General features: G+C 43.0%; 14 protein-coding genes. 3 read left to right on the top strand and 11 right to left on the bottom strand.

Features of this window, described 5'->3' with window-relative positions:
• Window positions 1–112: 112 nt before the first annotated feature.
• Window positions 113–2,218 (bottom strand): S9 family peptidase, encoded by a 2,106-nt coding sequence (locus tag R1T43_RS08105; protein ID WP_317355747.1) that lies wholly within the window; start codon window positions 2,216–2,218, stop codon window positions 113–115.
• A 312-nt stretch (window positions 2,219–2,530) separates the two neighbouring features.
• Complete coding sequence (gene fadR, locus R1T43_RS08100; RefSeq protein ID WP_061997782.1) at window positions 2,531–3,241, bottom strand: fatty acid metabolism transcriptional regulator FadR; 711 nt, start codon at window positions 3,239–3,241, stop codon at window positions 2,531–2,533.
• 441 nt (window positions 3,242–3,682) lie between these two features.
• Between fadR and nhaB the strand changes: the two genes are divergently transcribed.
• The 3 genes from nhaB to R1T43_RS08085 are packed head-to-tail and all read left to right on the top strand — an operon-like array spanning window position 3,683 to window position 6,348.
• Window positions 3,683–5,266: a sodium/proton antiporter NhaB gene (nhaB, locus tag R1T43_RS08095; RefSeq protein ID WP_057790870.1), complete on the top strand. Its 1,584-nt coding sequence runs from the start codon at window positions 3,683–3,685 to the stop codon at window positions 5,264–5,266.
• A 9-nt stretch (window positions 5,267–5,275) separates the two neighbouring features.
• Window positions 5,276–5,803: a disulfide bond formation protein DsbB gene (gene dsbB / locus R1T43_RS08090; RefSeq protein ID WP_317354776.1), complete on the top strand. Its 528-nt coding sequence runs from the start codon at window positions 5,276–5,278 to the stop codon at window positions 5,801–5,803.
• Window positions 5,800–6,348, top strand: coding sequence for a GNAT family protein (locus R1T43_RS08085; RefSeq protein ID WP_317354774.1), 549 nt, complete (start codon window positions 5,800–5,802; stop codon window positions 6,346–6,348). Before dsbB ends, R1T43_RS08085 begins: the two co-directional genes overlap by 4 nt.
• Here the strand turns inward: R1T43_RS08085 and R1T43_RS08080 are convergent.
• From R1T43_RS08080 to R1T43_RS08040, 9 genes are all read right to left on the bottom strand, one after another.
• On the bottom strand, window positions 6,345–6,839 hold the full coding sequence (locus tag R1T43_RS08080; protein WP_057790863.1) for a YcgN family cysteine cluster protein: 495 nt from the start codon (window positions 6,837–6,839) through the stop codon (window positions 6,345–6,347). The two genes, R1T43_RS08085 and R1T43_RS08080, sit on opposite strands and share 4 nt — an antisense overlap.
• Complete coding sequence (locus R1T43_RS08075; RefSeq protein ID WP_317354770.1) at window positions 6,839–7,501, bottom strand: fumarylacetoacetate hydrolase family protein; 663 nt, start codon at window positions 7,499–7,501, stop codon at window positions 6,839–6,841. Before R1T43_RS08075 ends, R1T43_RS08080 begins: the two co-directional genes overlap by 1 nt.
• Before the next feature lies 1 nt (window position 7,502).
• Window positions 7,503–8,492: a lytic murein transglycosylase gene (locus R1T43_RS08070; RefSeq protein ID WP_317354768.1), complete on the bottom strand. Its 990-nt coding sequence runs from the start codon at window positions 8,490–8,492 to the stop codon at window positions 7,503–7,505.
• A 2-nt stretch (window positions 8,493–8,494) separates the two neighbouring features.
• On the bottom strand, window positions 8,495–8,791 hold the full coding sequence (locus R1T43_RS08065; protein WP_211072133.1) for a YcgL domain-containing protein: 297 nt from the start codon (window positions 8,789–8,791) through the stop codon (window positions 8,495–8,497).
• 21 nt (window positions 8,792–8,812) lie between these two features.
• Window positions 8,813–9,970 (bottom strand): ribonuclease D, encoded by a 1,158-nt coding sequence (gene rnd, locus R1T43_RS08060; protein ID WP_211072106.1) that lies wholly within the window; start codon window positions 9,968–9,970, stop codon window positions 8,813–8,815.
• 56 nt (window positions 9,971–10,026) lie between these two features.
• Window positions 10,027–11,679: a long-chain-fatty-acid--CoA ligase FadD gene (gene fadD / locus R1T43_RS08055; RefSeq protein ID WP_211072105.1), complete on the bottom strand. Its 1,653-nt coding sequence runs from the start codon at window positions 11,677–11,679 to the stop codon at window positions 10,027–10,029.
• Window positions 11,680–11,798: 119 nt separating this feature from the next.
• On the bottom strand, window positions 11,799–12,638 hold the full coding sequence (locus R1T43_RS08050) for an alpha/beta fold hydrolase (protein ID WP_211072104.1): 840 nt from the start codon (window positions 12,636–12,638) through the stop codon (window positions 11,799–11,801).
• Window positions 12,639–12,795: 157 nt separating this feature from the next.
• On the bottom strand, window positions 12,796–13,446 hold the full coding sequence (locus tag R1T43_RS08045; RefSeq protein ID WP_317354745.1) for a Slp family lipoprotein: 651 nt from the start codon (window positions 13,444–13,446) through the stop codon (window positions 12,796–12,798).
• Between the two features lie 404 nt (window positions 13,447–13,850).
• Window positions 13,851–14,153, bottom strand: a complete 303-nt coding sequence (locus R1T43_RS08040; RefSeq protein WP_211072103.1) for a hypothetical protein — start codon at window positions 14,151–14,153, stop codon at window positions 13,851–13,853.
• Window positions 14,154–14,300: the final 147 nt, after the last annotated feature.

Raw genomic sequence — 14,300 nt, 5'->3', positions numbered from 1 at the left:
TGTTTCCTTTTAGTGTTAACAAATGCTAAATGTAAAAAACAGGCAAATGCTGAAGCACTTGCCTGTTCGTTATGTCAGTAAAACATAGTGATGCTAGCTTAAATCTCGATAGCTAGATTTCTATACCTGCCAGGTAAAACACGAATGCATATTCTAGCGCTGTAGACTCAAAACGTTTGAACCGACCAGATGCACCACCGTGGCCTGCTTCCATATCCGTTTGAAACAACAACAAATTATCATTCGTTTTATAGTCACGTAGCTTAGCTACCCATTTCATCGGCTCAAAGTATTGTACTTGTGAGTCGTGAAGCCCTGTGGTCACTAACATGTGAGGGTAATCTTGGGCACTCACTTGATCGTAAGGTGAATAAGATAAAATATAGTCGAATTCGTCTTTATTCGCAGGGTTACCCCATTCTGTATATTCCCCAGTGGTTAAAGGAATAGTGTCGTCGCTCATTGTAGTAACAACATCTACGAAGGGCACATGTGCAGAAATCCCCAAATAAAGCTCAGGAGCCATATTTGCAATTGCGCCCATCAACAGCCCCCCCGCACTGCCGCCCATGGCGAACACACGGTTAGGATCGGCATATTGCTTTTCAATTAAGCCTTTTGATACGTCGATAAAGTCGGTAAATGTATTAATTTTGCTGTGCATTTTACCGTCTTCATACCACTGTCGGCCTAACATTTGGCCGCCACGAATATGAGCAATCGCCACGACAAAGCCCCTATCGACTAACGATAACCAGCTGCTTCTAAATGTTGGCTCAATCGTGGCACCGTAAGAACCATACGCATATTGATACAGTGGGTTGGTGCCATCTTTATTAAACATATCGTTACGATACACCAACGAAACAGGAATATTCGCTCCATCTTGTGCTTTAATCATGACACGTTCAGAGGTATACGCCGCTGATGAAAACGAGTCAGAGACCTTAGTTTGTTTAAGAACCGCTTTATCAAAGGTGTTTAAATCGATATCTACAATGCTGGCGGGCGTAGTTAACGAACTATAGTAAATACGTAAGGTATTGGTATTTTGCTGAGTGTTACCTGTGAAGTAAGCACCGTAAATAGGATCATCAGTAGGTATTACTGTGGCTTTATCAGCTTTAAGATTGTGCGCAACAAGACGTAAAACACCCTCTTGCTTCTCTTTTACCACCAAAAAGTCGCCCAGCACTTCTATATCTTGAATGAATACGTCAGGATTATGGGCAATCACCTCTTCCCATTTGGACATGTCATCGGTTGCAGAAGCTGGCGCTTTCATGACGCGAAAGTTAGTTGCTTTATTGTTGGTTAAAACAAAATAACTATCACCCGACTTTTCAATGCTGTATTCCTCATCTTCTCTAATCGGCAAGAATGGGACTGGCGCCTTAGTAGGTTGGTTCGCATCTATTAAGGTCACTGCGCTTTTGTCTGTGTGACTATGATGAATGTAAATCATGTCATCATCTTTGCTTTTACTAATGTAGGTATAAAACGTTGGATCAGTTTCCTCGAACACTAGCGTATCGTCTGCTTGAGGTGTACCAAGCACATGACGATAAACCTGAAATCCTAGCAAGGTTTGCAGATCTTTTTTCACATAGAAAAGGTGTTTATTGTCGTTAGCCCACTCTACAGCGCCAGAGGTTCCTGTCAGTTCATCTGACAGTAACTCACCCGTGGCTAAATTTTTCACAAAAATGGTATAAACGCGGCGGCTCAACGTATCTTCAGAATACGCGAGTAAATTATTATCACTGCTTACTGAGTAGTCACCAATATTATAATAGTCATGACCTTCGGCCATCACATTCATATTTAGTAAAACCTCTTCCTCTGCATCCATTGATGGTTTGCGCAGATAAATTGGGTATTCATTTTCCCCTGAGTATTCGGTGAAATACCAATAATCATTTTTTAAATAAGGAACCGTCGTGTCATCTTTCTCTATTCGGGCAATCAATTCTTCGTACAAGGTTTCTCTGTTATCTTTCAATGGCGCCATAACAGTTTCTAAATACGCATTTTCTTTTTCTAAGTGCGCCAACACTTTCTCGTCTTCACGACTATCATCTCGCATCCAGTAATAGTCATCATTGCGGACGGTACCGTGAGCCGCTAGCTCATAAGGAATTTTCTGTGCAACAGGTGCTGGAATATCAGTAATCAATTTAACGCCTTGTTGTTTTTCTACTTGTGAGGTTTGTTCCATGCTAGTGCTATTATCGCTGCACGCGCCTAGCGAAAGACTCGCCGTTAACGTTATGCACGATGCTATCCATAGAGATTTCATGATAGGTCCTTTTGCGGAAGATGATAAGTGATAAAACTTAACCCCAAAGTATAGGTAATTTCTAACGTTAATATAGGGCTAAAAAGCACTAACCAGATCGAATTTGGGACTAAATAGTTACAAGCTGTGTCAAAAACAAAAAAACGCCCTGAATAGGACGTTTTTGATAATACTGAAATAACTTTCGTATTTAGCTTGAGGGGGAATTCGCTTCTCCCAATCGCCTTTGTATTAATCGACAATATCTTTAGGCATGCTGTCTCGCACTTGCTGCCAAACTTTGCCACTTTCAATACCATAGTCTCTTACCACTACAGGTACTTTGTCGTGTCTTTCGTTTTCTGCAGCATCGAGCAATTTAGCGTAATACGCTTTGGCCACGTCTCGCGCTTGCTGATGATCGAAGTAGAAACCACCAATACGTGAGTACATGCCCCTAAAGCCATTCATCATTAACACAAACACATTATTATTTGATGCCAATGCTAAATCATGGGTCATTTGGTAATCGAATTGCGCAAAAGCAGCGCCATCTTCTTCCACGTCTTTATAACGTGCAATAATCTCAGCGGATTCCTTGGGGTTGTTACGAATTGCACCTCGAATAAACACGGCACTTAGATTAGTACGGGCCGCTAAGAGGTTGTCCACTAGCTCAGGAATGCCTTCTTGATCGAGACGCGCTAAGGTTTCTAGAATGTTCAAGCCACAGCTTTCCCAAAAGTTATTCACTTTTGTAGGTTTACCATGTTGAATGGTTAACCAACCGTCACGAGCCAAACGTTGCAAAACTTCACGCAAGGTTGTGCGTGTTACACCAATAAGTTCTGAAAGCTCTCTTTCGGCAGGCAAAATTGTACCCGGCGGGAAGCGTCCACTCCAAATCGATTCAACAATGTATTCTTCGGCAAATCCAGCGGGACTCTGCGCCTTATAAATCATAACTAATCGCCTGCACGTTATTGTTATTCTGCGACTGATTGTACCAGATGCGCTTTTATTATCACAATGAAAAATCCCCTGCCAACAACATTTGTTAACATTTCATTAAAATAATCCCAAAACCTTTGCATTAATGGTTTTTTATCACACAAAAGCAGACTTACTCAACGCAATAAACTACATTGTTAGGTTGATTATCAACCTAACTTGAGTAATTCCGCTAACTTTCCTTTTATGGGGTCTGTGAATTGCTTTCTCAAGGTTGTAATATCATGTACGCTTAATTTCGGACTATTATAATGAAAGCAACAAAACTGCCCGATTATCGACAACTTGCAATCACTTGCCCTCGATGAAAGTCAGTTTATGTTTGCAATAACCAGAAATTCAAAACGTAAAGACGCAACGTTAGCGCCTTTGTTGTAAAAGGAATAGGAACTCATGCAAACCTCAATGATCTCGGCGGTCTTTAGTAACTTTCTGGGACACGCACCCAATTGGTATAAGCAAACCATCATCGCCTTCCTCATTATAAACCCAGTATTGTTTATGGTTGACCCCTACTTGGCGGGTTGGACATTAGTGATCCAATTTATTTTTACTCTCGCAATGGCGTTAAAGTGCTACCCGCTGCAGCCAGGTGGCTTACTACTCATTGAGGCCATGTTCATTGGGATGACAACGCCCGGACACATGATGCACGAAATTGAGGTTAACCTTGAAGTGCTATTACTTCTGGTCTTCATGGTTGCCGGTATCTACTTTATGAAAGACCTACTTATGTTTTTATTCACCAAGTTAGTTATTGGGGTTAAGAACAAAATGGTCTTGTCATTGTCGTTTATCTTTGCCTCAGCCTTTTTGTCGGCATTCCTTGATGCTCTGACCGTGGTCGCAGTAATCATCAGTGTAGGTTTGGGTTTCTATTCCATTTACCACAAAGTAGCTTCGGGTAAAGAGTTTCACTCAGATCATGACCACACAAGTGATGACGGCGTAGATTCACTAGGCAGTAATGACCTAGAAAACTTCCGTGCATTCCTTCGTAACCTAATGATGCACTCTGCGGTTGGTACTGCACTGGGCGGCGTAATGACAATGGTAGGTGAACCACAAAACCTAATTATTGCTGATAAAGCTGGCTGGGATTTCGTTGAATTTTTTATCCGCATGGCGCCTGTTAGCTTACCAGTTTTTGTATTTGGTTTATTAACCACCATGGTTTTAGAGAAAACAGGTTGGTTTACCTATGGTGCAAAACTGCCAAATTCAGTGAGAAAAATTCTTACCGACTACAGCGAACATATGGATAAAAGCCGCAGCAAACGTGAAAAGGCTAAGCTAGTAGTTCAAGCTCTAATTGGCGTATGGTTAGTGGTTGGCTTGGCCACGCACATGGCATCAGTGGGCTTAATCGGCCTTTCTGTTATTGTATTGGCAACATCGATGAGCGGCATTATTGAAGAGCATGCGTTAGGTAAAGCGTTTGAAGAAGCGCTGCCTTTTACTGCTTTGCTTTGCGTATTCTTTGGTGTTGTGGCAGTGATTATCGACCAAGGCTTATTCCAACCCGTTATTCATTGGGTACTAAGCTTTGAAGGTGAAACTCAGATGGTGATGTTTTACCTCGCCAATGGTGTGTTATCTATGGTGAGTGATAACGTGTTTGTAGGCTCTGTGTATATCACAGAAGTTACCGCAGCCCTGCAAGCCGGCCAAATCACACGTGACCAATACGATATGCTAGCAGTTGCAATTAACACAGGAACTAACTTGCCTAGTGTTGCGACACCTAACGGTCAAGCTGCATTCTTGTTCATGTTAACCTCTGCGATTGCACCTTTACTACGCTTGTCGTACGGGCGCATGGTAATGATGGCACTGCCATACACCATCGTACTTACTATTGTGGGTTTGGTGGCTACCTATGTAGGCTTAGCCGATGCAACCCAATGGTTGTACGACATGCATTTAATTGAACATCATACCGCGACAGAAGCTGTTGGCGGTGCTGTTTCACACTAGGAATTAGACATGCGTTCAGTAGTACATCGCATTAGTCGCTGGGCAGAGCACAAGTCTTCATGGCTTGTGCTTTTCGCCACGTCATTAGGGCTAGAATTAGCCGCGCTTTACTTTCAATATGGCATGGGCTTAAAACCCTGCATTATGTGTATTTACCAACGTACTGCCATGTACGGCATTGTGTTGTCCGCACTGCTTGTTTTGATTAAAAATAACGGCCTTACTCGCATGGTAGGTTTTGCCGGCTGGGCAGTATCTGCTGGCTGGGGCTTTTTAATTGCCAAAGAACACCTTGGTATTATCAATGCACCCAACCCCTTTTTCGCTAGCTGTGAAATAGTACCGAACTTTCCAACATGGCTTCAATTACATGAGTGGATACCTGCTATATTTGCCGCCGAGGGCGATTGCTTAGCAGATAGTTGGCAGTTCCTTTCAATGGGAATGGCACATTGGATGCAAATTATCTTTGCCGCTTATTTTGTGGTGTTCGCAATAGTATTTGCATGTCGATTGTTAGATAAGAAACCCTTTTGATAGACCTTTCTATTTTGCCATCTAGGCTCCCTTCTATTCATACAGAGCAAGGGCCTGTGTCAATACAGCGTATAGCCCTGAAGCATGTTGAAGCCTTATGTGAGGCTTCACAGCAATCTATTCATCATGTTAAACCTTGGCTAGGCAGCGCACTGTGCCCCGTTACGCCAGCATTGGCGAAACAATGTATTCAATCGATGGAGGCTGCACGAGAGTCAGGTTATGGGTTAACCTACTTGCTAATGCACGATGAGCGCTGTTTGGGCATGGGAATTATCAATTATATCCACCACACCCATTTAACCGCGAATTTGGGTTATTGGCTTCGTTCAGACTCATGTGGAAAAGGTCTTGCCACTGCCATTTGTGAAGCACTAAAGAAGCTAGCCTTTACGCAAATGAATCTACACCGACTAGAATGCCTAATCGAGCCTAACAACAAAGCCAGTTTGCGCGTGGCCGAACGTATTGGTGCTGAAAAGGAAGGGCTTTGCCGCAAGCGTATTTTCGGACGAGATGCGCTGCTTTACAGTATTACCGCTTAATCTAAATCTTCCAACGGCCAAATCGCAATATAGTCTTCAAAAGCATCTAAATCCACATCGGTTTCAAACACCGTTTTATTGCGTACAGACATGCCGTTTTTGTGCATCACATGTTTCTTGCCCTTATTTAGCAGTGGATGCCAAGACGGTAACCCTCGTCCTTCATGAAGACGGCGATAAGCGCAGCTTGTGGGCATAAAGAAAATGTCTTTTAAGTTGGCTTTTGTTAGCTGAACGCAATCTGGCACAAGCTCAGTTCGCTTTGCATACTGGGTACATTCACATTTTTTCGTATTAAGCAGCGAACAGACAATATTGGTGTAATGAATTTGTTCATTGGCATTGATGTAATCCGTAGGCGCTTGCGCTTCTTCGTTTTCATCATCAATAAACTTATGTAAGCAACACTTTGCACAGCCATCGCATAATGACTCCCATTCCTTTTGGGTCATTTCTTCAAGGGTTTTGGTTTCCCAAAAAGGAGCAGTCATTAGCGAACAACCTTTGTATTAACAGTAATTTTATCATGTAAGGTGGCTTCAATGGTGTCACCCGCAAGTAACGGCCCTACCCCTTTAGGGGTGCCCGTTAACACCACATCACCCGCATCTAGGGTAAAGGTTTGAGACATATGCGCAATTAACGGCACTATTTTGTGCAGCATCATCGCAGTATGCCCAGACTGACGTATTTCACCGTTTATACTCAGCGTGAAATGTAAATCTTGTAAGTCTGTGGTGCTATCTATTGGAACAAAGCCTGACACTGGACAACTTAAGTCAAAGGACTTAGCTCGCTCCCAAGGTTGGCCTTGCGCCTTAAGCTCGCGCTGAACATCACGCAGGGTTAAATCCAAACCAAGCCCTATACCCCAAATGGCCGCTAACACTTCAGCTTCTGTGGCTTTGCATAACGCGTATTTAAGCAATACAGCGACTTCAAGCTCGTTATGACATTCACCTTGATTGGTAGGAATAACAAGCGGTGTGGCCATATCGCACAATGCCGCTTTAGGCTTTAAAAACAACAAGGGCGACTCTGATACAACCGATTTCATTTCTTCGATATGATCAAGATAGTTGCGACCAATACATGCCACTTTACCTACTGGCAGTGAAATTGGCCCACCTTGATATTCTTGATGTTGATACATATTAGTACCCTCGCTTGATGCGTTCTGAAAGGTAACCTACGGACACGCCAAAGTAACTGGAGCGGTTCCATTTCATTAAGGTATGAAAGTTATTATAGACAAGATAAACCCGCCCTTCGCTGCCATCAGGCATAATAAGAGAAGCTTGGATATCAGCGGTAGGCAAATCGCTACCGTCGAAGCGTCTAACGCCTGCTTGCTGCCATTCGGCTAAGGGCTTATAAAGGCTTTTTGAAAGGCCGAAGGCTTTAATAGGCTGGGTTAAAGACACTTGCCTACCCCAGGTGCCGTTGTTATCCCACCCTTCTGATGAAAGGTAGTTTGCAATAGAGGCAAATACATCGGCTTCGGTTTGCCAAATATCTTTTCTGCCATCACCATCATAATCTACCGCGTAATTTAAAAACGAGATTGGCATAAATTGGCTTTGCCCCATGGCACCAGCCCAAGACCCCTTTAATGCATCAACGCTAGTATGGCCTTCATCAAGAATAGTCAGCGCGGCAAAGAGGTTATCTTTAAACAGTTTTTCTCGGCGGCCTTCATAGGCAAGTGAGGCCAAGGCAGACAGCACGCTGTAATTACCTTGAATGCGTCCAAAATTTGATTCATTACCCCATAGCGCAACAATAAATCGAGGTTGAACCTTAAACTTCTGGCCTATTTCTTCAAGCAATGACTTGTGCTTGTTGTACATTTCAACCGCTTGCTGCACTTTCCAGTCAGGCACACGACTGGCTAAGTAACTATCGAGTGTAATTTTCTTTTCAGGTTGGTTTTTATCTGATTTGATAACCGTTGGGCGAAAACTAATATCGTTAAAGGCGTCGTTAAGTAATGATTCATCAAAGCCTTTCTGTTTGGCTTCGGCTTTTAACGCTGTTACGTATTCGGCAAACCCTTGTGCTGTTTTTTCTTCGGCTTGGGCAAGAGCAATGCTTGCCACAAACCCCGCTACTGCAAGTAGCGATGTTGTTAACCATTTAGCCATGCTTAAAACTTTTTATCTGGCGTGGCTTGTAACCCCAAAGACTTACGGTGGGCCATCAATAAATCGTCTTCTTTAGGTGGCATTTGAAGGTAAAAGCCTTTTTCTTCAAGCTCAGCAATAAGCTTTTGCTTGTCCACACCTGCCAGCTTTTCATGCTTATCTAGCGATAGCACAGTGACCAACTCCGGCTTGCCAAACATGTCTTTTAGCACCTCAGGCACATCATCAAATTTGTCTTTGTTAGGCACATATAAATACGTACCTGGGCGTTTTCGTGATTTATAAATCGCGCACAACATCATTTTGTAAACTCTTTAACGTTAGAGACTAGGTTTATTGCCTAGTAACTTTTCTAAATGGGGCTCAAACAATGGCGCTCTCCAGCCAGATAAAACATCTGGTTTGAGGCCTAGCACTCGGGTTTCGTCACTGTCGAACCAGTACCATTTTAGCACTTGGTTCAACTGCTTTTTAGATGCAATAACTTCTGGCGATACATCATTTTCGCTGGCAATTTTATCGCTCACGGCTTTTAGCGCTGCTAATGTTTGTTTGTAGCTTGCTACGTCAATCAAACGACTGACTTTCGGCAACCTAAGAGACTCAGAAGTCGCCGCGTACTTTTCTCGTGCTTGGCTTATGAGTGTCACAATGGTGTCACCATAACGCCTTACCGACTGTGGATTCATTCCTTCAAATTGAGACAACCCCGATTTGCTTGAAGGCATAAGACGCGCAGCTTCATAAAGATGTATTTCTTTAAATACAAAATTCAATGCCATGTCTTTTTTACGCGCGGTAGCGAGTCGCCACGCGGCAAGTGCTTGAAGCACGGTAAGCTGCTCTTTTGATAAACGCCAGTTGTTTTTAATCTGCATATAGGCAAATTCTTCCGGCATTTGACTGCGCTTTTTATCGGCTAATTGGGCAATCTCTTGATATACCCAATCTAACTTGCCTACATCATTTATTTTTTCGACTAAATGTTCATAGCAAGGTAATAGATACAGTACATCGTTGGCCGCATAGCTAAGCTGTGCTTCCCTTAAAGGACGGGCTATCCAGTCGGTACGAGACTCGCCTTTATCTAGGCTTACATCGCACAATAACTCAACCAGCTTTGCGTAGCCTAGCGATGCGCCTAAGCCTAGAATACTGGCAGCAAATTGACTATCGAATACGGGTGTTGGTACGGTATTAAATGCAGTCAGGAAAGTTTCAAGATCTTCTGAGCATGAGTGCAGCACTTTTACCACACTGGTATTTTCCATTAAGGCAATAAATGGCGAGAGATCATCAATTGCAAGAGGATCGATAAGTACTAACTGATGCCCGTCATACAACTGGATTAAACCAAGATGCGGTGACAGTGTTCGGGTACGAACAAATTCAGTGTCCAGCGCTACCGCTTTTTGTTGTTGAGCAAGCGTGCACACGCTATCGAGTTTTTCAAAGGTGGTTACTAATTCATATTGCATAATAATAAAAAGCCGGCTTACGCCGGCTCTACAGTTTTCCTAATTCACTTTCCGAATTAATCTCGTAGTTCCCGACGCAGAATTTTACCTACATTGGTTTTAGGTAGATCTTCTTTGAAGACTACCTGCTTGGGCACTTTATAGCCCGTTAAGTGTTCTCTACAGTGTGCAATGACCGCTTCAGCAGTTAGCGAGTCGTTGTTGCGAACAACAAATAACTTCACCACTTCACCACTGGCTTCATTTGGTACACCAACTGCTGCTGATTCAACAATGTTGTCATGCATAGCAGCCACTTCTTCAATTTCGTTTGGAAACACATTGAATCCAGAGACGAGGATCATATCCTTTTTACGGTCAACAATATAGAAATAACCTTCATCGTCTACCGTGGCGATGTCTCCGGTGGCAAGCCAACCATCTTTAAGAATTTCGTCAGTGGCTTCTGGGCGATTTAAATACCCTTTCATCACTTGCGGGCCTTTCACCCAAAGCTCACCTGGTTCACCTTTTTCTACCTCGTTACCGTCATCATCAAGAAGCTTGATGTCGGTAGAAGGCACTGGCATACCAATGGCGCCTTTGTACGCGTCAATTTGTGGTGGGTTTACTGTTACAACAGGCGAGCATTCCGTAAGGCCATAACCTTCAAGCAGTACAGTACCGGTAACCTTTTCCCACTTTTCAGCCACAGGTCGTTGAACGGCCATGCCGCCGCCTAAGCCAAACTTGAAGTTTTTAAAATCAAGCTCACTAAACCCTGGTGTGTTTAACAAGCCGTTAAACAAGGTATTTACACCTGGAAGAATAGTGAAAGGGTATTTGCTCAATTCGTTTACAAACCCTGGCATATCACGCGGGTTAGTAATCAGTAAGTTTTGGCAACCGTATTTAAGGAACATCAGGCAGTTCGCAAGCAAGGCGAATATATGATAAAGCGGCAACGCAGTTACCACAAAGTCTTCGCCTTCATCTATTACGGTTTCCAGAATGCCAGAAACTTGCTCAAGATTCGCAATCATATTGCGATGTGTCAGCATAGCGCCTTTAGATACACCCGTGGTACCACCGGTGTACTGCAAGAAGGCCAGTTCATCGTTGGTTAAATCTGGACGTGTATAGGTTAACGATTGCCCTTGCTTTATTGCGCTGGTGAAAGACGTGGTCGCTGGCAAATTAAAAGCCGGCACCATTTTCTTCACATACTTAACTACCGCATTCACTACCCAACGTTTTGGTACAGGCAGCATGTCGCCTAGCGAAGTAAGAAACACTTCTTGAATGTTTGTTTCACTGATCACTTCTTCAAGGGTGCACGCAAAGTTTTCAACAATAACAATTGCCTTAGCATTCGCATCGTTTAACTGGTGCTTCAACTCTCTTGCTGTGTACAGCGGGTTAACATTAACCACAACCATACCAGCACGAAGTACACCAAACATGGCTACAGGGTACTGAAGCAAGTTCGGCATCATGATTGCCACGGCATCGCCGCGCTTCAACCCACTATTTTGTAGGTAAGCAGCGTATTGTGCAGATAATTTGTCGAGTTCGCCAAAGGTCATCGACTGACCCATGTTGATAAACGCAACTTTGTCTTTAAACTTTTTTACTGATTGTTCGAATATATCGACAACGGATGCGTAACGATCTGCATCAATTTCTGCAGATACACGAGGGTCGTAAAACTTGAGCCAGGTTTTTTCCACCAAAACCTCCTTCACTTATTTTTAACACAAAGGCGCATGAGGTATCACGCGCGTTTGAGCAACTGGTCTAATAACTTGCGAATAGTATAGGAAGTGTAAAAAAAAATAAACTATACAGTTTACATTTGCTCAACAAACTGACGGATTAACATGCCAACTTCATCAGTTTTTTCCATGTGAATATGATGGCCGCCTGTTAATTGCTCAAACCGAGCGTTTTTAAACCAAGATCGCCTTTTGTCATAAACACTGTCCAAGGTTTTAAAGCTGCTTGACGCGCCTACAAAAAGTATAGGACAAACTATCGCACTCATAATGTTTTCTGCCTGTTCTTCGGTTAATCGAAGGACAGACTTGGTGCGAAGACGCGGGTCGCTCGACCAAAAGCAATGGCCACCGGCATCTTGCGTAAGATTCCTTTCTAGAATTGCGCGCGCATGATCAGCTGGAATATCAGAGACCTTACAGCGGGCTTTCACCGCATCATCTAAATTAACCAAGGTTAACTTATTACGCTGTTTTTTCTTCCTGCTAAGAATGGCTTCCCGCATCTGCGCTTGGCTGGTGTTCGCCTCTAACGTTAACGGGCCGCATGCATCAAGGCTAATAACCCCCTTCACTTTTTCAGGGAATAACCCAGCATACAATGACGCTAAAATACCGCCCATAGAATGCCCGAGCAGTATAACCTGTTCCCACTCTTGATCTTCTATCAACGCATGCAAGTCTTGTAAATAATCAGCTTGATTATAGTGCATGCCTATCGGTCGATGGGATGAACGACCATGGCCGGCAAGATCAAGAGCAATAAAGCGTTGAGATTGCAGGTATGGAGCCAGTAACCGTAAGCTTTCTGCGTTATCTAAATACCCATGTAGCCCTATCACTACAGTACCAGCGCCCTGGTTTTCTAGCGCGGCTAAGTGTAAATTTCCTGCTGTAAATTCAGTTTCTATCATGTCGCTCCCTCACACAATACGGCGGCAATTATTTGCCCATAAAGAACTAAATACTGCCTGATAAAAAAATAGGGAGGCAAAATCTTGCCTCCCTAGTAAATACATATTTTTATTCAAATACGATTATCTTTACGAACATTTTCATCTGTTAGCGTACTTATTTCGCTTTATCCTTGCGCATTTTTTCATTCGGACTTGAAATGGTATTAACGTTCGACCTATTTTTTGAAGGTTTAGGACTAGACGGAGAATTATCGTAGCGTGTTACCCGCACTCTTCTGTAGCTTGGGTAGCCCCAAGGTCTGTGTCGCATAAACGGTGAATACCAACCTGTACCATAATCAAAATAGTACATGTTCACGTCGTAAACCTCTTGTTTACGCCACATGTGGTAGTCGTCAGCCAATATCGTAGGATACATATAGGGTTGTTCGCCAACCATGCCCGATGTAGGTGGAACTAATTTACCCACAAACGTGGCAGAACGACCTTCTTCAAAAACAATAGGATCAACAAAACCGTCTATTTGCACTTTAAAGCGCCCGATGGTTTCGCCACCACTATTAGGCTTGCCGTAATTATTTAGTGGAAAATGAACAAGTTCGATGAACGTTTTGTTTGGCTTATTTTCAACCCCAACAATAACGCCGCCCCACCGAGCCATTTTACCTTGTGCATTGGCACCCGAAGTAACGGCTTTAGAATAAGAAACTAGCTCAGTACCTTTAGGCACTTCTACGCTTTCTGGCACAATCGCGCAACCTGCGAAAAGTACCACACTTACTATCACTAACATTCTAACCAGCATGAAGCCTCCTTTTGGCCGCCTAAGCACTTTTAACTTGGAGCTGATACTAAGCGCCGAGAAAATATATAGTACTACAAATAGTAATGAATCAAACCATATTGCGCTGAGTAACGGTGTAACACTGTTAACCCGCACATTCACCAGAGATAATCATTAAAAGTGACATTACTAGTGGGATACTTTGCCCTAAAAGTTAGCACTGATAATTAATAAATACCATAAAGAACATTGATTTAAACGATTGTTAATCTTTAGACGGGATTTTAGGCAAAAAGTTTAGTTGAGATTGATAACACGTGATTGGAAGGCGCGTAATTAACGCATTGTGGTACAGATTTCACTGCTTATAACAGGCGAATACAACGCAAAGATAACACTAACAACACGCTATATTAGTTTAAGCATTAAGCGTAAATATCTACACCAAACATGCTTTGTACCGACTCACGTTCTTGCTGTTTTTCAAAACTGGTATACGAGGCAATAGCTTGCTGAGAATAGCCCGCACTATCTTCACGTACGAAACGTTGATAAGCCTGTGCATTGTCGGTGCCCTGTGCGTCTGGGGCCACCACAATATGATTATTCTGTTGCTTACCTTCACCATTGCTTTGCTGCTGCGCATCTTTATTAACTTTAGCAACGCGCCCTTGTGAGGGCTCTGATTGATGCGATGAAGGTATCGAAAAATTGTTAGTTATATGCATACCAAAAACGTGTCAGTCTTTTAAATGAAACCAAATAGGTAAATACGTAATGAGATGACTACAACGAATGTTTATGTTGTAAGCGCCATCTCCTTAACGATACAAAGCGCTAAATTGCATTCTATATTTAAAGAATATTGCAAGAAT

This window comes from Alteromonas sp. CI.11.F.A3 (genome assembly GCF_032925565.1).
Classification (GTDB): Bacteria; Pseudomonadota; Gammaproteobacteria; order Enterobacterales; family Alteromonadaceae; genus Alteromonas.
Note: the sequence above shows the minus strand (reverse complement) of the source record. Positions and strands in the feature narration are given on the sequence as shown.